Source organism: Pseudomonas sp. M30-35 (assembly GCF_002163625.1).
Taxonomy (GTDB): Bacteria; Pseudomonadota; Gammaproteobacteria; order Pseudomonadales; family Pseudomonadaceae; genus Aquipseudomonas.
On record NZ_CP020892.1, the window covers coordinates 1,902,677 to 1,921,068 of the forward strand.

Below are 18,392 nucleotides of genomic sequence, written 5' to 3' on the forward strand. Positions count from 1 at the left end.
GTTCCGCAGTCGACTGATATTTGCTGATTGGTGAAGACTCGGTCTGCTGGCGGGGGGTTACCAGCGTGCGTCAGTGCTGCCGAGCCAGCCAAGCGCGGCTTTAACTGGCACATGCTCGCCTTGTGGGCTGACGAGTTCGCCGTCGAAGTGGCCAAACCACTGGCGAGTGTCAGCGAAAAGCGGTCCAAAGTGCGGCGAGGCCTGGTGCAGTTGGCGAGGGGTGAATGTCAGGTTGACCCGTTGATCAACGGTTTTAATCGACCAGCTTGCAAGCGGCTCGGCGTGCATTGGTGTCATTTCGGCACTGTCGGCAAGCTGCTGCAATTTGCCACCAAACCACACTGCGTTTTCAGACAAGCCGCTGTAATCGAGCCAGTGCGTGCCGAAGTTACCCGCAATGCCGCCGGGTGCGGCGAATGCTGCGCGCTTCCAATGAGTATTGAGCGGCCACACGCCGCGACCAAAGTCCATCGCGGCGAAACTTTGCCCAGGCGCGCAGCTATAGCTGCGGTTGCCCAGTTTCACGCTACCGCTAAGTGGCAAACCAAGCTGGCGGCATGTTGCATGAAAACTAGTGGGCCCCATGGGAGCGACTAAATTGACGGACTCAAGGTGGGTTGGCCGCTGAATATCCAGCAATATCTCAATTGGCGGCCCACTTAAATTGCTGGCGCTAAGGCTCAAGCAGGCGCGCCCTGGATATTCGCTGAGCTGGAATGACAGCTTGCGGTGTTCGAATGCATGGCTTTGCTGGGGTCTGTCCGGCAGTTGGCAGCCGCGACCGAGCGCGCGCATTTGACTGAAACTTGCAGACTCACCGGTTTCAAGGTCAAGAAAATAGGCTGCGCCGTAGCCCACGTAGTCGAGATCGGCCTGGGTCACGGAGAGCATCCATTGGGGAGTGGTAAAACACCAATGGTTCCAGCGCTTGCGCCGACCCTTGTGCTGCAGCAGCGCACAATTAACCTGTGGACGATTTGCCCAGCCAATGGCTTCGGGATTGAGCGCGCCGTTACTCAGGCATAAATCTGTCTGGGTGAAAACAGAAGAGTGAATGGCGCTGTTCATCGTACACATCCATGTGGGTGCAGCGCGACTGCGCGGCAGTTATCAGAATAATAGAGCATTTGCGGCGGTGAGCATGCCTTTACTGGGTAAACTACTTCAAGTCATGGCAGTTTGCTTTTGGGGTGGTTCGTGACCGAGCGCACAAAGCCTGCTTTAGCTGTATAAGCAGGGTCAATTATACGAATTATTCAGTGCTCGGGCACAAAATGGCTTTAGCGGCTGTCCAACCCGATTCAAACCTTTGTTAGGAGTCGCCAATGCCTCGTTTTCCGGTTCTATGCCTCGCTGCTGTGCTGTCATGCGCCAGTGCTCAGGTGTTCGCAGATGCGACCAGTCACGCAGCCGATGCAGAGCGTTTTTTACAGTTAGCCCATGCCGACAAGCTCGCCGTGCCGGTTTACGCTCAAGTGCAGCAGATGTTTGCCCAGCGTTACGCACAAAGTGGTGCAGGCGGTGAAAAGAAGGCGCTATTGGAGTCCTATCAAGCTAAAGCAGATGCCGTGCTTGACCAGTCAATCAGCTGGAACAAGATCAAACCCGATCTCGTTAAGCTTTACACCACCAATTTTACTGAGCAAGAACTCAAAGAGCTGATCAAGTTCTACGAGTCCCCAGTCGGTGAGAAAGTGCTTAAAACCATGCCGCGCCTTACTGCTCAATCGGCAGAATTGACCCAAAGCAAGCTTCAGCCTGCCGTGCCTAAGGTCAACAAATTGCTAGAAGACATGACCAAGGAACTGGGTCCTAAGAAGTCTTAATCGGCAGTCCATCCGTGCATTTTTGCTCGATGATGAAAAATGGCTTTGGCTTGAGCTTTACACTTCGTAAACTCATGGCCTGAGCCATTTTTTTGCGCTGCGATTAAGTAAGCATGCGCTAAGAATCACAACGGATGTTGGAGTTAAAGATGACAAAGCAAGCGCAGCTTGAGGCCGCACTCGCAACTTTGCAGCCTGAGCATTTGCAAGTGCTCGATGAAAGCCACATGCACAGCCGTGGCCTTGAAACACATTACAAGGCCGTGATCGTGAGTGAGCAGTTTCAAGGGCTGAGCGCGGTCAAGCGCCACCAGAAAGTCTATGCCAGCCTTGGCGATTTGATGGGGCAGATCCATGCCCTGGCGCTACACACCTACACCGCGCAAGAGTGGGCCAAGAACGCGACTGCGCCCGCGTCACCAACCTGTCTGGGCGGCAGTAAGCACGACCACTAAGACGGGGAGCGCATTGTTCACCCAGCATTTTGCGCTGCGGTTATTAGGTGCAGGTCCTGGCTCATGTCTGAGAACTTCGCTGTCTGAGTCATGGTGGACAAGCTGCGCGTTGTCGCACCCTACGCTCACAGCCCAAAAAACACGTTAAACTAGGCACCCGCACCGGCAATGGTCGGTGCCGCTGTTAATTAAACCCCCGTTAATCAATCACCAGTCCGCCCTTTACGTGGGCGACTACTGAGGAAGTAAAAGCATGACCGACAAAATTGTCGTTGCAGCGTTGTACAAATTCGTCTCGCTGCCAGATTTCCATGAGCTGCGCGAGCCGCTGCTCAACACCCTGATCGAAAACGGCGTTAAAGGCACTTTGTTGATTGCCGAAGAGGGCATCAACGGGACTGTTTCGGGTAGCCGTGAAGGCATTGACGGGTTATTCGCATGGTTTGCTCAAGACCCGCGCCTGGCCGATGTCGATCATAAAGAGTCGTATTGCGATGAGCAGCCGTTCTATCGCACCAAGGTCAAGCTAAAGAAAGAAATCGTCACCCTTGGCGTTGAGGGTGTCGACCCGAACAAGCAAGTGGGTACCTATGTCAAACCTAAAGACTGGAACGCGCTGATTGCCGATCCAGAGGTGCTGCTGATTGATACCCGTAACGATTACGAGGTTTCGATTGGCACATTCGATGGCGCTATCGACCCGAAGACCAAAACCTTCCGCGAGTTTCCTGAATACATAAAAGCTAACTTCGATCCGGCCAAGCACAAAAAGGTCGCGATGTTTTGCACCGGCGGTATTCGCTGCGAAAAAGCCTCTAGCTACATGCTTAACCAAGGGTTCGAAGAGGTCTATCACCTGCAGGGCGGGATTCTTAAATACCTCGAAGAAGTACCGCAGGATGAATCGAGCTGGAAGGGCGACTGCTTTGTGTTCGACAATCGGGTCACTGTTCGTCATGACCTGACTGAAGGTGAATACGATCAATGCCACGCCTGCCGCACACCGATCTCAGTGGCTGATCGCGAGTCAGAGTTCTTCACCCCCGGTGTGAGCTGCCCGCATTGTTGGGATTCTCTGCCGGAGAAAACCCGCGCCGGTGCCCGTGAGCGGCAAAAGCAGATTGAACTGGCCAAAGAGCGCAACATGCCGCATCCCCTTGGCTTCAATCCGCGTTTAAAAAAACAAGGCTAACCCATGCAAACTCGCTTGCTCTATGTGATGGACCCGATGTGCTCGTGGTGCTGGGGCTTTGCGCCAGTATTTCAGTCTCTCGCAGAGCAAGCGCAAGCTCAGGGAGTTGAGCTGCACCTGATTGCCGGTGGTTTACGTACCAGTAGTGGTGCGGCGTTGGATAGCGCCACCCGCAAGTACATCCTTGAACATTGGCAGGCTGTTGCTGATGCGACGGGGCAGCCGTTCAAATTTGACGGTGCCTTACCCGATGGTTTTGTTTACGACACCGAGCCTGCATGCAGAGCGTTGGTCACTGCGCGTAACCTTGATCCGCAGAGTTCCTGGCCGCTGGTTAAATTGATTCAGCAGGCGTTCTATGCCGAAGGTCGCGATGTCAGCCAAGCCAGTGTTTTGGTTGAACTGGCGGAGAAGGCCGGACTGCCGCGCATTGTCTTTGCTGAAGCATTCGACAGTGTCGAGCAACACGCCGCCACGGCAGATGACTTTACCTGGGTTCAAGATTTGGGTATTGCAGGCTTTCCAACGCTGTTGGCTGAGCGTGACGGGCAGCTTGCATTAGTGACTAATGGCTATCAGCCGCTCGAAAGTTTGTCGCCACTCCTGGCGCGTTGGTTAGAGCGCGCTGCCAATGCGTGATCAGTTAAGCTGGGCGGAAATTCGTCGCCTGGCTTTGCGTCATCGTAAAGCCTTGTTCCTAGCCAACGGTGTCGCCGTACTGGCGACACTTTGCAGCGTACCGATCCCGCTGTTATTACCTTTGCTGGTTGATGAAGTCCTGCTCAAACAGGGTGACTCAGCGCTGCAGGTGATGAATAACTTCTTGCCTGCCGGTTGGCAAACTGCGGTTGGTTATATCGGCTTGATGTTGGCACTGACCTTTGTGCTGCGCGCCTGTGCGTTGGTTTTCAACGTGCTGCAGGCCCGTTTGTTTGCACGGCTGTCGAAAGACATTGTCTATCGAATCCGTGTGCGCCTGATCGAGCGGCTAAAGCGCATATCGCTATCTGAATACGAAAGTCTAGGCAGCGGCACAGTCACCACCCATCTGGTGACGGATCTCGACACCCTGGATAAATTCGTCGGTGAAACCCTTAGCCGATTCCTGGTGGCGGTCCTGACCTTGGCCGGTACATCGGCAATATTGCTGTGGATGCACTGGCAGTTAGCATTGTTGATTTTGCTGTTCAATCCGCTGGTTATCTACGCCACGGTGCAGCTCGGCAAACGCGTCAAACACCTGAAAAAACTCGAAAACGACAGCACTTCACGCTTCACCCAAGCATTGACTGAAACCCTGGATGCGATTCAGGAAATTCGTGCAGGCAATCGCCAAGGCTTTTTCCTCGGCAGGCTCGGTACGCGTGCGCAAGAGGTGCGCAATTTTGCTGTAGCGTCACAGTGGAAAAGCGACGCATCCAGCCGAGCCAGCGGATTGCTTTTTCAGTTTGGTATCGACGTATTCCGTGCGGCGGCGATGCTGACTGTGCTGTTCTCGGACTTGTCGATCGGGCAGATGCTCGCGGTGTTCAGTTACTTATGGTTCATGATTGGCCCGGTCGAGCAATTGCTCAGCCTGCAATACGCGTTCTATGCGGCGGGTGGCGCACTGTCACGCATCAATGAGCTGCTTGCACGTCGCGATGAGCCGCAATATGCCGGTGGCGCTGATCCTTTCAGTGGGCGCGAAACCGTTGGCATTGAGATTGAGAAGCTGACCTTTTCTTACCAAGACGAGCCGGTACTCAACCAGCTTAATCTGCAGATTGCACCTGGCGAGAAAGTCGCCATTGTCGGGGCTAGCGGCGGCGGTAAAAGTACCTTGGTGCAACTGCTGCTGGGTTTGTACAGCGCGCAAAGCGGCTCGATTCGTTATGGCGGCTACAGTCTGCAGAATATTGGCCTTGAACAAGTACGCGAGAACGTAGCGGTGGTGTTGCAGCATCCGGCATTGTTTAACGACTCGGTGCGCGCCAACCTATGCATGGGCCGAGAGCGCAGTGATGAAGCTTGTTGGCACGCTCTGGAAATAGCCCAACTGGCGACGACTATCAAGCAACTGCCCAAAGGCCTCGACAGTATTGTCGGCCGCTCTGGCGTGCGATTATCCGGAGGCCAGCGTCAACGCTTGGCCATCGCCCGGATGGTGCTTGCCGAGCCCAAAGTGGTGATTCTCGATGAGGCGACCTCAGCCTTGGACGCCGCAACTGAGTACGCTTTGCATCAAGCCATGAGTAGCTTTTTGGTCGGGCGCACGACACTGATCATTGCTCACCGTTTGTCAGCGGTAAAACAGGCTGATCGTGTATTGGTGTTCGATGGCGGTTGTATTGCCGAGGATGGCGATCATCATCAATTGATCGCAGATGGCGGCTTGTATGCACGTCTCTACGGGCATTTGCAGCAGTAGCGAGTGCAAAAGGCTAGGGTTATGGCTAACAGGATTTAGCCGAACTCTTACGTAATAAATGCATGACGTAATTAATCCGCGTGGACGGCGTCGAATGAGCAGTCGTCTTATCAAACACGGGCTGTGTACGGAGTGGCCCGGACATAAACGAGGGATATGTGAATGAATCGAGTCAAGGTTGAGTTTGCTGGCAGCTCCGGGCAGCAACTGGCAGGTTTGCTAGAACTGCCAAATAGCCTGCAGCCAGTAAAGTATTACGCGCTTTTTGCCCACTGTTTTACCTGCGGTAAAGACATCGCCGCGGCGTCACGGATTAGTCGTGAATTGGCTGATCAAGGTATTGCCGTGTTGCGTTTCGATTTCACCGGCCTGGGCAATAGTGACGGCGATTTTGCTAACACCAATTTCACATCCAACGTTCAGGATCTGGTCGCTGCTGCAAAGATGCTTGAGGCTCGCTATGCCGCACCCAAGTTGATCATCGGCCATAGTCTTGGCGGCGCGGCGGTTCTTTCTGCCGTCAATAAAATTCCGTCGCTGCAAGCGGTTGCGACCATTGCAGCACCTTCTACTGCGTATCACGTGCAGCACCTGTTTGACAGCTCAAAAGCAGAAATAGAAGCACAAGGCGAGGCCAAGGTTAATCTTGGAGGTCGGAAGTTTTCGATCAAGAAGCAACTGATTGAAGACCTCGATCAATACGCCGACTTGCAGCACATTGCGCACCTGCGATGCCCGTTGATCGTCTTTCATTCGCCGCTTGATAACATCGTCCCGGTCGATGAGGCCTCGAAGATTTTTACCGCCGCCAAGCACCCGAAAAGCTTTGTTTCTCTGGATAAAGCAGATCACCTGCTGAGCAAAAAAGAAGATGCGCGTTATGTCGCCAAGACTCTTGCCGCCTGGGCTGAACGCTATGTTGAGGTGCTCGTAGCTGAACCCGTCGCAGCGAATCTTGAGGATGGTCACGTGTTGGTGACTGAACTGGACAAGAAGTTTCTGCGCGGTCTTTATACCCGCTCGCATAAATCGGTGTCCGATGAGCCAGTGAGCGTTGGCGGCTCTGATTTAGGGCCTACACCCTATGCTTTGTTGTTGATGAGCCTGGGTGCTTGTACTTCAATGACAATCCGTATGTATGCCAACCGTAAGGGCATACCGCTGGAAGATATCAATATCCGCCTGGTCCATGACCGAGTGCATGCCGAGGATTGTGCCGCCTGTGAAGAGCGCGAAGGCCAGATCGAGCGAATCCAGCGCTTCATTAGTTTTAAAGGCGAGCAACTCACTCAAGAGCAGATTGAAAGCATGTTGAAGATTGCCAACCGCTGCCCGGTGCACAAAACCCTGGAGTCCAAACCAGTCATTACTACTGAACTGGAAAGCGGCGAGTAGGTAACAGTCCGTAAACACCAGGTAAAAAACCACCTTCGGGTGGTTTTTTTATGCCCGCAGATGCCTGGCTGCAACAAGTCGCTGAAACTCGGCTGCTGCGTTGGCAGCTTATTGAACCGCTTTGTAACGAAAACTTTACGGGGGTTGGGCGCTAATCACGTGGTTATTGCGATAAAACAGGGATGTAAGGAAAACGTGCCACTCAACCCAGGTGTCTGGTTAAAAGTGCCGTGCTTGTGCGCTTGTTCGCCCAGCGTTCTAAGGGTGTTATGGCTGCACTAAGGCTGCTTTTTAAGGCAGCTCACAACCGCCCGAGAACAACAAGGAGGCGCAATGAACGCCGTGAACAAAATCGAACAGCACAACCCGATTGGTACTGATGGCTTTGAATTCGTTGAGTACACAGCTCCGACGCCTGAAGGTATTGAACAACTGCGCGAGCTGTTCACTGCCATGGGTTTCACTGAAACCGCCAAGCACCGCTCGAAGGAAGTGTTTCTGTTCCAACAGAATGACATCAACTTCGTACTCAATGGCAGCCCGACCGGTCATGTTCGCGAGTTCGGTCTCAAGCACGGTCCAAGTGCCTGCGCCATGGCTTTCCGGGTTGAAAACGCTGCGCAAGCCGCTGCCTATGTTGAGTCGCAAGGTGCCAAGCTGGTCGGTAGTCACGCCAACTTTGGCGAGCTGAATATCCCATGTGTTGAAGGGATTGGCGGCTCTCTGCTGTATCTGGTTGATCGCTTTGGCGAGAACACTATCTATGACGTGGACTTCGAGTTTATCGAAGGCCGTACACCGAACGACAATGCAGTGGGTCTGGTCAGTCTCGATCATCTGACCCACAACGTTAAACGCGGGCAGATGGACGTTTGGTCCGGCTTCTATGAGCGCATCGCCAATTTCCGTGAGATTCGTTACTTCGATATCGAAGGTAAGCTCACCGGCCTGCTGTCGCGCGCAATGACCGCACCTTGCGGCAAAATCCGTATCCCAATCAACGAGTCGGCGGATGATAAATCGCAGATCGAGGAATTTATCCGCGAATATCAGGGTGAAGGCATCCAGCACATCGCCCTGAGCACTGACGATATTTTCGCCACCGTGCGTCAGTTGCGCGCCAATGGCGTCGATTTCATGAGCACTCCAGGCACCTATTACGACAAGGTTGATACCCGCGTCGCAGGCCATGGCGAGTCAACTGAGATGCTGCGTGAGCTGAGCATCCTGATTGATGGCGCACCGGGCGATGACGGTATCTTGCTGCAGATTTTCACCAACACGGTGATTGGTCCGATTTTCTTCGAGATTATCCAGCGCAAAGGTAATCAGGGCTTCGGTGAAGGCAACTTCAAGGCCTTGTTCGAGTCGATCGAGGAAGATCAAGTTCGCCGCGGTGTTATTTCCGCTGACTAAGCTCCATGTACCAGTGGCGCAGCGCTTCAAGCTGCGCCAACTGCTTCTGCCAATTTGAAGGTTTGATTATGAAGTTAGCCTCACTCAAGCAAGGTCGCGACGGCGTCTTGGTCGTGGTTTCCCGCGATCTCAGCCGTGCCATCAAGGCTCCATCCATCGCCGCAACCCTGCAGGAAGCGCTCGATGACTGGGCAACCATTCGCCCGCAACTTGAAGCGTTGTACCAGCGCTTGAACGACGGCCTTGAGGCCCAGGCGTTTCCCTTCGAGCAAAGCGCTTGTCACAGTCCGCTGCCGCGTGCGTTTCATTGGGCCGATGGCAGCGCTTACGTCAACCACGTTGAGTTGGTGCGCAAAGCGCGTGGCGCCGAAATGCCGGAGAGTTTCTGGCACGAGCCGCTGATGTATCAAGGCGGTTCGGATGCCTTTATTGCCCCGCACAGCCCTATTCGTATGGCTGACGAGGCGTGGGGTATCGACCTTGAGGCCGAGTTGGCGGTGATTACCGACGACGTGCCGATGGGGGTTAGCGCCGCCGAGGCCGCTGATCATGTGCAACTGCTGATGCTGGTCAATGACGTATCGCTGCGTAACCTGATCCCAGGCGAACTGGCTAAAGGTTTTGGCTTTTATCAGAGCAAGCCATCATCAAGCTTTTCGCCGGTTGCCGTGACCCCGGATGAGCTGGGTGATAGCTGGAAGGGCGGTAAAGTCCATCGTCCGTTGGTTTCACACATCAATGATCAGTTGTTCGGTGAGCCGGATGCGGGTACCGACATGACCTTTAACTTCCCTACGCTGGTGGCACATGCGGCTAAAAGCCGTCCACTGGGCAGCGGCACCATTATTGGTTCTGGCACCGTTTCCAACTATGACCGCAGCGCTGGTTCATCTTGCCTCGCGGAAAAGCGCATGCTCGAAGTGATTGAGCAGGGCGAAGCGAAAACCCCATTTCTGAAGTTTGGCGACCGCGTACGCATTGAGATGTTTGATGCCGCTGGGCAGAGCATTTTCGGCGCGATTGACCAGGTAGTGGAACGCTATGATGGCTGAGCTGACGCTCTATTCCTATTGGCGCTCCAGCGCTGCTTATCGCGTACGTATTGCCCTCAACCTCAAAGGTCTGGCGTATCAACAGGTAGCGGTCCATCTGGTCAAGGATGGTGGTGAGCAATTGGCGCCTGCGTATCAGCAGCTCAACCCGCAAGGCTTGTTGCCGTTGCTGGTCGATCATGTATCTGGCGCTGATGAAATCAAAATTGCTCAGTCGCTGGCGATCATCGAATACCTTGAAGAAGCGTTTCCCGTACCCGCACTGCTGCCAGTCGAACCCGCGCTGCGCGCGCAAGTTCGGGCGCTGGCGCTGCACATCGCCTGCGATGTGCATCCCCTGAATAATTTGCGTGTGTTGAAGTACCTGTCGACCGAGTTGGGCGTTGCTGATGACGCCAAGACGCAGTGGTATCAACACTGGGTGCACAGCGGCTTGAAGGCAGTTGAGCAAGGGTTGGCGGTATTTGCTGACAATTTGTCCCTTGGTCAGCGGCCTGGATATCTAGAAGCCTGTTTGATCCCACAGGTGTACAATGCGCGCCGTTTTAACTGTGACTTAAATGCGTATCCGCGCATTCTCGCCATGACGGCGCGTTGTGAAGCCCTTGAAGCCTTCCAGAAGGCCGCTCCGGAGGTGCAACCCGACGCAACTTGAGGTTTACAACCTTGCGGGGAGACTGGCGCGCTAGCCAATGCTGGTGCTGCTGAACTCTTCATCACTCCGCCGCGCCATAAGCGCAGCGGGTTAGATTCCGTCACAGATAAAAACAACAGGTGACGCATGACCCGAGAAAAACCGAAAAACCTCTGGCTCTCTCGCTGGGGCTTTATTCTTGCCGCAACTGGCTCCGCCGTGGGGCTGGGCAATATCTGGAAGTTCCCTTACATCACCGGTGAATACGGTGGTGGGGCTTTCGTACTGATGTACCTTGCCTGCATTTTGGCCATTGGTATTCCGGTGATGATGACCGAGATCGCAATTGGTCGCCGAGGACGCGGCAGCCCGATTGATGCGATTGGTCGCGTGGTCAAGGAAAACAGCGGCAATCCGTTGTGGAAAGCGGTAGGCGGCATGGCCATGCTTGCCGGGTTTATGATTCTCTGTTTCTACGTGGTAGTGGCCGGCTGGGCCTTTGCCTACACCTGGAAAATGCTCGACGGATCACTTGCGGCCACCAGCGTTGACGCACTGGGCGCGGTGTTTGAGGCGCACAATGCCAATCCCTGGCAGCTCGGCGGCTGGAGTGTTCTGGTTGCGCTGTTAACGCTGTGGATCGTTGCCAAAGGCGTGCAGAAGGGTATCGAAAGCGCGGTGCGCTGGATGATGCCTGGGCTGGCGGTGATGCTGGTGGCGTTGGTGGGTTACGCCTTTACCAGCGGTAGCTTCTCGGCGGGTTTCGATTTCCTGTTCAGCTTTGATGCCTCGAAAATCACAGGCGAAGCGCTGCTAGCTGCCTTGGGGCACGCGTTCTTCACCCTGAGTTTGGCGTCTGGGGCGATTCTGACTTACGGCTCATACATTCCCGACGGCCAGTCGATTGCGCGAACCACCTTCATGGTTGCCATCTGTGATACCGCTGTTGCGCTGTTGGCTGGCTTGGCGATCTTCCCGATTATCTTCGCCAACGGCATGAGCCCAAGCGCGGGTCCAGGCCTGATCTTCATGAGCCTGCCGCTGGCCTTCCAGCAAATGCCATTTGGTACCGTGTTTGGCGTGTTGTTCTTTGCCATGGTGTCGATTGCCGCATTGACCTCCGCGATTTCGATGATCGAAGCCACTGTTGCCTATCTCAACGAGAAGCACGGTATTAGCCGGATCAAGTCCGCCATGGTTTCGGGGGCGGTGTTGTTGGTCATCAGCTTGTTGGCGATGCTCTCGTTCAACGTGCTCGCGGGCTGGACGCCGATGGATAAGAATTTCTTCGATTGGCTGGATTACCTGACGTCACGCTGGATGATGCCTTTGGGCGGAATCTTCATCGTATTGTTTGCCGGTTATGCGCTGCGTGACGAGATCATGCGTGATGAGCTTAATCTGCCGCCGATGGGTTACGCACTCTGGCTGTTCATGGTGCGCTACGTGTGCCCGGTGCTGATTATGATTGTGTTCCTCAACGCTCTCGGCTGGCTGGGGTTTGACCCGATTGCAGGCTGGTACTGGATTGCTGGGGCAATTGGTGTGCTGACAATCTTTGGCGAAGTTTTTCGCCCGCGAGTGATGCCAGCTCTAGCAGGCCGCTAATCGACGGAGCAACTTGTAACTGAAAAAGCGTACGGCGAAAACCGTGCGCTTTTTTTGTGCCCGTGAAATGAGTCAGCTCAACGTACTAGCCTGGCGCTTGGCGATAAATTAATGGCGAAATGCCGCCAAAGTAATGGTTCAGCTCAGCATAAAGCTGCCGATACAGGTTATCTAGATGCTGTGGCTAATCGTTTTGGGTATTAGCTGATGCTCTGTTATGCGTGTAATAGAGGCTTCGCGAGTAGGGATGCATGGATGGCACAAGCCTTGCGGTAGCTAACGGTTCAACAAGCACTGTGCCAGTTAAGTCTTGCTAACAGCTGGCGATTTCAGTGAATAAATATAACGGAGTAGCCCCATGTTTTTGTCTGTCTCACGCCTATTCAGTGACCTTGCCGTAGGTAAAAAACTGCTCGGCGGTTTTGCCATTGTGTTGCTGCTGACTCTGGCAGTTGCCTTAACCGGTTATTGGGCCGTGGAGGCTGTTGCGAATAGACACGAGCAGGTCAATCAGTTCTCGGAAATTGACTTGGCTGTATTGGATGCTCGGCGCTTTGAAAGTGCGTTCGCTCTGAAGAAAACCCCAGAGGCCGCCGCACAAACCAATCAGCAGATAACCTTGGTTAAGCAGTTGATTACGGCGCAAGCTAGCTCGGCGGTTGGCGACAAAAAAGCCCAATTGCAGGCAATGGATGAGGCGGTTGATCAATACCGGCAACAGTTCGAGGGCTTTGTCCAACTCAATGACCGCTCACGCACAGCCCGTGAGCAAATGAGTCAAGCCGCTGGCGAAGCGCGTGACCAGTTTGATGTTATTGAATTTGAAATGTACGACGCTGTACGTGAGTTGCGCTTGCAGGGCGACAACCTTAAAGGCAGTGACCCGCTGACTCTGGCTGAGACAGCATCAGGCTTGAGCAAGCGCATGCTTGATCTGCGCAGCAATGAAAGCTTGTACATCATTGATAAATCCGCAGACGCTTTGAAAGACTGGAAATACACCAATGAAGACCTGGAAACTGTCGCTCGCAACTTAATGATCTGGCTCACCGATGAGCAAAAAAGCGCGATCACCGCTGCGCTGGATGCACTGAAGGTTTATCAGCAGGCGTTTGCCAATTACCAGCAGGTCATTACTGAGAGCGACAACGCTGAAAAAAGCATGGTGGAAAAGGCAGGCTCGGTGCTGAGCCTGGTTGATAAAGCCAAGGCAGCTGAAGATCGCAGCATGTTGGAAATTCGCAAGCAGGCTTTGCTGGGCCTGAGTGTTATAGCGCTGGCGGCCATGGTGATTGGCGTGTTGGCGGCATTGTTGATTACCCGCTCGATTGTCTCGCCATTGCGTCAGGCCGTGTCCTTTGCCGAGCAAATTGCCGAGGGTGATCTCAGCCAAAACATCACCAGTAACCGTGGTGATGAAGTGGGCCAACTGATGTCCGCCATGCAGCGCATGACCCTGAGTCTGCGTGAGTTGATCAACCATATTGGCGGTGGCGTCGGGCAAATTGCTGCGGCAGCCGAACAGTTGTCGGCAATTACCGCGCAAACCAGTTCAGGTGTGCAAGAGCAGAAGCTCGAAACGGAGCAGACTGCAACAGCAATGCATGAAATGGCGGCGACTGTGCAAGAAGTTGCGCAGAATGCTGATCAAGCGTCAGTCGCGGCGCGTGAGGCGGATCAAGAAGCACAGCAGGGCAACCTGGTCGTACAGCAGGCGGTGGGGCAAATTAACAGCCTGGCCGGTGAAGTTGAGCAGTCTGCTCAAGCCATTCAAGCGCTCAACCTCGAAAGTGAACGCATCGGCAGCGTGCTTGAGGTGATTCGTTCGGTTGCAGAGCAGACTAACCTGCTGGCCTTGAATGCGGCGATTGAGGCGGCGCGTGCAGGTGAACAGGGTCGTGGTTTCGCGGTAGTTGCCGATGAGGTTCGTGCCTTGGCGCAGCGCGCGTACAGCTCTACCGAAGAAATCGAGGCGTTGATTGCTGGTCTGCAATCCATGGCTAAAGATGCGGTGACGCAAATGGACAGCAGCCTGAGCCTGACTCAGCGTACCGTGGTGTTAGCGGCGCAGGCTGGCGATGCACTGGGCCGGATTACTCAATCGGTAAGCACTATCGAGCAGATGAACCATCAAATCGCAGCCGCAGCTGAAGAGCAAAGCAGCGTGGCGGAAAATATCAGCGAGAGCATCACCCGAGTCCGGGATATCGGGGAGCAAAGCGCTTCGGCCAGTGAGCAAACCGCTGAGTCCAGCGCCGAGTTGGCACGCCTTGGGGTTGAGCTGCAAGGTTTGGTCAAGCGGTTCCGCACCTGATTATTCGTTTCTAACAAATCGGCGTAGGGTGCGACAAGGCGAGGCTTGTCCACCAGACTTGGTTATCCTGCAAATGGTGGAAGGGTAAAGCGTCTTCCACCCTACGGCTGCTCGCCAAATTCGAACAAGCGCCATTGATGTGCGGGTAGGGTGCGACACGCGTAGCTTGTCCACCAAGCTCGGTTACGCCACCAATGGTTGACAGGGAGGCGTCGTCCATCCAGTAACAATCAACGGGTTTGGCTGACCAATGGCTTGCTCAGTTCACTGGCCCAGCTCGCCAGTGGAATAGGCGTTTGTGGCTGCCAGATACGCGTCCACAGTAGCTTCAGGCGGTTCAGGTCGCCACGGGCAACTGGCCAGCGCTGGATCTCATCCTGAATCTGCCACTTACCGTCCTGCCAGTGGGCAAAGTCGAAGCGAAACGGGTGAAAGCCGGTCATCCCCAAACGCAGGTCAGTGACGATCAGGCGGTCATCAATTCGGTCATAACGCAATACGCCATCTGTGAACCAGCTAAGACGGGCCAACGCTGGTGAATTGGCTAGCGCTTTACCCTGCTCGGTGCCCAGCGGAATGCGTTCAAGTGTGGGTGGCGCGCTATCAAGCCAGCCAGACAGCGCCTCGTAGTAATCATCGCCATCAAGCACGATCACCCGCCACAACAAGGTATTGAATGGTGTCGGCGAGCTGAATATTTGCTGAGCCTGAATACCCTGGTGTGCGAGCTCAGTCTCAACGCGATGCTCGGCAACGTTTTTGCCGACCAGACTTGAAGCAAGGTACGCGGTCGAAATTACCAGCGCGATAGCGGGCGCTTTGGCGACTTTGTCGCGCAGCCCGTAAATTAGCCCGAGTATCACTGCTGCAAGCAATGGCACGGTGTAGAGCGGGTCGATGATGAAAATGCTCGACCAGGCAATGGGTGTCGAGGTCATCGGCCAGAACAGCTGCGTGCCGTAGCTGGTGAAACTGTCGAGAAGAGGATGAGTGGCCAACACTAGCCAGATCGTCAGCAACAAACGCTGGCTGGAATAATCGGGATTGGGCTGAAAGCGCCGCACTAGCAAGGTTAGTAATAACGCCACGCCGCTGAGGACGAAGATCGAATGGCTAAAGCCGCGATGGTAGGTCATTTGCGCGACTGCATCGCCATAGTGAATGAGCACATCCATATCCGGCAGGGTGCCGAGCAGCCCGCCGTACAACAGTGCCTTGCGGCCTTGCCAGCGGCCCAGCAATGCACCTTGAATGCTAGCGCCAAGCACGACCTGTGTAATTGAATCCATTGCCAGTCCTCATCTTCGAACAGCCGCTACGTTAACCGAGTCTGGCCTCAGACTATGTACTGAAATTTACTAAAAAACATTTCGGTACGGAGCACAATACACTGGCCGATCTTGGCTAAGGAACCTCTGAAAAAGGTAGCGAGCGACCGGAGTGCAAGGCAAAAAACTGCGATAAAGCGACCGAGGTCGCGCTCGACTTTACGTGTTGTAAATGAGCATTTTGAGCAGGTTTTTAACGCAGTAATACTGAGCGCAGTAGTTTTTCAGAGGTTCCCTAAGCGCGAACTGAGCTGTATATCGGGTTATTCTGCGTACTTACTTTTGTGCAAGGTCTTGCCATGCTGGTGGTTTCAAACAGTATTCATCTCGCCGATGACGAAATTGAGCTAACTGCGATCAGGGCTCAAGGCGCAGGCGGACAAAACGTCAACAAGGTCTCCAGCGCCATGCATTTGCGCTTTGACAGCCAAGCCTCATCATTGCCGCCATTCTATAAAGAACGCTTGCTCGCGATGCGTGACAGCCGGATTACTGCGGAGGGCGTGGTGATTATCAAGGCCCAGCAGTTCCGCACTCAAGAGAAAAACCGTGCGGATGCATTGGAGCGTCTATGCGAGCTGATTCGCAGTGCTGGTAAAACCGAAAAGGCTCGGCGCCCGACCAAACCGACTCTGGGCTCAAAGAAACGCCGACTGGAAGGTAAGACCAAGCGCGGAGCCATTAAGGCAGGACGTGGGCGCGTAGACTTTTAATCGTCAGGAGCCCGCCAATGATCAGGCTCTGGTTAATCCCATTCAGGTGCAAAGCCTGGGTTGGCCAAGCGCTCACCACGATCCAGTTGCGCGATTTCAGCCATTTCAACTTCACTCAGTTTTAGGTTGATCGCCTGCAAATTGCTTTGCAGGTTGTGACGCTTGGTCGATGAAGGAATTACTGCAAAACCTGACTGCAGCAGCCAAGCCAGTGAAATCAGGGCGGGGGTGGTGTTGTGGGTGCTGGCGATACGCTGCAGCAGCGGATCATCCATTACCTTGCCATACGCCAATGGCATGTAAGCCGTCAGCTGCAAGCCGTTTTCGCGGGCAAATTCAACCACCTTGCGGTTTTGCAGGTAAGGGTGGATTTCGACCTGATTGGTCGCGATCTGCTCAACGCCAACCGTCTCGAATGCCTGTTGCATATGCTTGATGGTGAAGTTGGAGATGCCAATCTCGCGGGTCAATCCTTGAGCCTTGGCTTCGAGCAGGGCGCTCATGTATTCGCTAACCTGGATTTTATCGTCTGGTGATGGCCAATGGATCAAAGTGAGATCGACATAGTCCATTTTCAGCTTGCTCAGGCTTTGCTTGAGGCTGGGGATCAGATCATTGCTGGCCAGATTATCGGTCCAGATCTTGGTGGTGACGTATAGATCCTTACGCGCTATTGCGCTGGCAGCAATCGCTTGGCCGACTTCGGCTTCATTGCCATAAATCTGCGCGGTATCGATGTGTCGATAACCGAGTTCAAGGCCTGTAGTGACTGAATCGATGGCTTGCTGGTCTTTCAGGCGGAACGTACCAAGGCCAAATGCTGGAAGAGACATTTTTACTCCTGACGGCGTGAGTGGTGAGTAACAACTAAATTTAGGTCGATAGATTAGCTGACAGCGTAATTGGCCCGTCGTTTCGCGCGGGTTACCCCGTCAGTGGTCACGTGCGGTGTCCATCAACTGAACAATGCGTTTAGTTTTAGCGTTGCGAAGGGATGCGCACCGATATCGACCTGTAGAGGTTGCTTGCACTGAAGTGTGCAGCTTTTATTTATGCGCAGTAATAGCGTTGCAGGCTAAAGATAATTGACTAAAATTCACTAATGAAAACGACTTTAGATGAATTACAAGCGTATGTGACTGTGGTCGACAGCGGCTCTATCAGTGGAGCTGCAGAGCAACTTCAACAAACTGCTTCGGGGGTTAGCCGCGCATTAAGCCGTCTTGAAGAGAAACTCGATGTAACTCTGATGCGTCGCACCACGCGGCGCTTGGAAATTACCGAAGAGGGCATCGTTTTCCTGGCGCAGGCGCGCAAGATCCTCGCCTCGGTTGAAGAGGCCGAGGAGCAGATGGCCTTACGCCGTCAGCTTCCGGCAGGCCGTTTGCGGGTCAATGCTGCTGCGCCCTTTATGCTGCACAGCATTGTGCCGCTGGTGGCGGAGTTTAGGCAGCAGTATCCGGATATCGAGCTTGAGCTTAATAGCAGTGATCAGATCATTGATTTGCTTGAGCAGCGTACAGATATTGCAATCCGGATTGGTCCACTGCGTGACTCAACGCTGCATGCACGTCCTCTTGGGAGCAGTCCGCGGCGTATTTTAGCCAGTCCCGAATACCTGAAGCTGCATGGTGAGCCGAAATCAGTTGCGAGTTTAAGTCAGCACAGTTTGCTTGGCTTCACTCAGCCAGAGTCGCTTAACCGCTGGCCGTTACGCAACGAACAGGGCAACTCATACACAATCAACCCTAGTTTATCGGCTTCCAGTGGTGAGACCTTGCGTCAGCTAGCCTTGGCAGGTGCAGGTATCGTTTGTTTGGCCGGTTTTATGACTGACAAAGACCGAGAAAGCGGCAATCTGCAGCAGGTGCTCAAGCGCGAGACCGTTGAAGCGAAGCAGCCGATCAATGCTGTTTACTACCGCAATACCGCTTTGGCTTCGCGTATTACCTGTTTTATTGATTACCTCAGCCAGCAGATGCTTGAAGCCTAAAGAGCGTTGCGACAGGCTGAATCCACCTAAAAAAACCGGCGCAGTGCCGGTTTTTT

General features: G+C 54.1%; 16 protein-coding genes and 1 pseudogene. 14 read left to right on the forward strand and 3 right to left on the reverse strand.

The features are described from left to right. Positions 1 to 57: 57 nt before the first annotated feature. On the reverse strand, positions 58 to 1,068 hold the full coding sequence (locus B9K09_RS08875) for a DUF2804 domain-containing protein (protein ID WP_087516467.1): 1,011 nt from the start codon (positions 1,066 to 1,068) through the stop codon (positions 58 to 60). Between the two features lie 257 nt (positions 1,069 to 1,325). Here B9K09_RS08875 and B9K09_RS08880 point away from each other — a divergent pair, with 257 nt between their 5' ends. The 12 genes and pseudogenes from B9K09_RS08880 (at position 1,326) to B9K09_RS22935 (ending at position 14,302) form a co-directional block, all read left to right on the forward strand. Beyond that, entirely contained in the window at positions 1,326 to 1,826 is a 501-nt protein-coding gene (locus B9K09_RS08880) for a DUF2059 domain-containing protein (RefSeq protein WP_087516468.1), read from the forward strand. Between the two features lie 149 nt (positions 1,827 to 1,975). Then, positions 1,976 to 2,281 carry a BolA family transcriptional regulator gene (locus B9K09_RS08885; protein WP_087516469.1) on the forward strand — a complete coding sequence of 102 codons (306 nt, stop codon included), beginning with the start codon at positions 1,976 to 1,978 and terminating at the stop codon, positions 2,279 to 2,281. A 253-nt stretch (positions 2,282 to 2,534) separates the two neighbouring features. Then, a complete protein-coding gene (locus B9K09_RS08890; RefSeq protein WP_087516470.1) occupies positions 2,535 to 3,473 on the forward strand; it encodes a rhodanese-related sulfurtransferase in 939 nt (312 codons plus the stop codon). Positions 3,474 to 3,476: 3 nt separating this feature from the next. After that, complete coding sequence (locus B9K09_RS08895; RefSeq protein ID WP_087516471.1) at positions 3,477 to 4,112, forward strand: DsbA family protein; 636 nt, start codon at positions 3,477 to 3,479, stop codon at positions 4,110 to 4,112. Continuing rightward, positions 4,105 to 5,883 carry an ABC transporter ATP-binding protein gene (locus B9K09_RS08900; protein WP_087516472.1) on the forward strand — a complete coding sequence of 593 codons (1,779 nt, stop codon included), beginning with the start codon at positions 4,105 to 4,107 and terminating at the stop codon, positions 5,881 to 5,883. The genes B9K09_RS08895 and B9K09_RS08900 overlap by 8 nt, the downstream gene beginning before the upstream one ends. A gap of 162 nt (positions 5,884 to 6,045) precedes the next feature. Further along, positions 6,046 to 7,278: an alpha/beta fold hydrolase gene (locus tag B9K09_RS08905; RefSeq protein WP_087516473.1), complete on the forward strand. Its 1,233-nt coding sequence runs from the start codon at positions 6,046 to 6,048 to the stop codon at positions 7,276 to 7,278. 333 nt (positions 7,279 to 7,611) lie between these two features. Further along, positions 7,612 to 8,694: a 4-hydroxyphenylpyruvate dioxygenase gene (hppD, locus tag B9K09_RS08910; RefSeq protein WP_087516474.1), complete on the forward strand. Its 1,083-nt coding sequence runs from the start codon at positions 7,612 to 7,614 to the stop codon at positions 8,692 to 8,694. A 68-nt stretch (positions 8,695 to 8,762) separates the two neighbouring features. Next, positions 8,763 to 9,746: a fumarylacetoacetate hydrolase family protein gene (locus B9K09_RS08915; RefSeq protein WP_087519046.1), complete on the forward strand. Its 984-nt coding sequence runs from the start codon at positions 8,763 to 8,765 to the stop codon at positions 9,744 to 9,746. Further along, positions 9,736 to 10,401 carry a maleylacetoacetate isomerase gene (maiA, locus tag B9K09_RS08920; protein ID WP_087516475.1) on the forward strand — a complete coding sequence of 222 codons (666 nt, stop codon included), beginning with the start codon at positions 9,736 to 9,738 and terminating at the stop codon, positions 10,399 to 10,401. The genes B9K09_RS08915 and maiA overlap by 11 nt, the downstream gene beginning before the upstream one ends. A gap of 126 nt (positions 10,402 to 10,527) precedes the next feature. After that, positions 10,528 to 11,988: a sodium-dependent transporter gene (locus tag B9K09_RS08925; protein WP_087516476.1), complete on the forward strand. Its 1,461-nt coding sequence runs from the start codon at positions 10,528 to 10,530 to the stop codon at positions 11,986 to 11,988. Between the two features lie 358 nt (positions 11,989 to 12,346). After that, positions 12,347 to 13,447, forward strand: a pseudogene (locus B9K09_RS22930) (HAMP domain-containing protein); the annotation flags it as partial. Then, a complete protein-coding gene (locus B9K09_RS22935) occupies positions 13,439 to 14,302 on the forward strand; it encodes a methyl-accepting chemotaxis protein (RefSeq protein WP_371917452.1) in 864 nt (287 codons plus the stop codon). The pseudogene B9K09_RS22930 and the gene B9K09_RS22935, both read left to right, overlap by 9 nt. Before the next feature lie 230 nt (positions 14,303 to 14,532). Here the strand turns inward: B9K09_RS22935 and B9K09_RS08935 are convergent, their stop codons facing one another. Further along, the gene (locus tag B9K09_RS08935; RefSeq protein ID WP_087516478.1) at positions 14,533 to 15,591 is read right to left on the reverse strand and encodes a metal-dependent hydrolase; all 1,059 of its coding nucleotides are present in this window, start codon (positions 15,589 to 15,591) and stop codon (positions 14,533 to 14,535) included. 338 nt (positions 15,592 to 15,929) lie between these two features. On the opposite strand from B9K09_RS08935, the gene arfB reads away from it, so the two are divergent. Continuing rightward, on the forward strand, positions 15,930 to 16,343 hold the full coding sequence (gene arfB, locus B9K09_RS08940) for an alternative ribosome rescue aminoacyl-tRNA hydrolase ArfB (protein ID WP_087519047.1): 414 nt from the start codon (positions 15,930 to 15,932) through the stop codon (positions 16,341 to 16,343). Between the two features lie 32 nt (positions 16,344 to 16,375). Here the strand turns inward: arfB and dkgB are convergent, their stop codons facing one another. Then, positions 16,376 to 17,176: a 2,5-didehydrogluconate reductase DkgB gene (dkgB, locus tag B9K09_RS08945; RefSeq protein WP_087516479.1), complete on the reverse strand. Its 801-nt coding sequence runs from the start codon at positions 17,174 to 17,176 to the stop codon at positions 16,376 to 16,378. Positions 17,177 to 17,445: 269 nt separating this feature from the next. On the opposite strand from dkgB, the gene B9K09_RS08950 reads away from it, so the two are divergent. Next, positions 17,446 to 18,336, forward strand: a complete 891-nt coding sequence (locus B9K09_RS08950; RefSeq protein ID WP_087516480.1) for a LysR family transcriptional regulator — start codon at positions 17,446 to 17,448, stop codon at positions 18,334 to 18,336. Positions 18,337 to 18,392 lie beyond the last annotated feature (56 nt).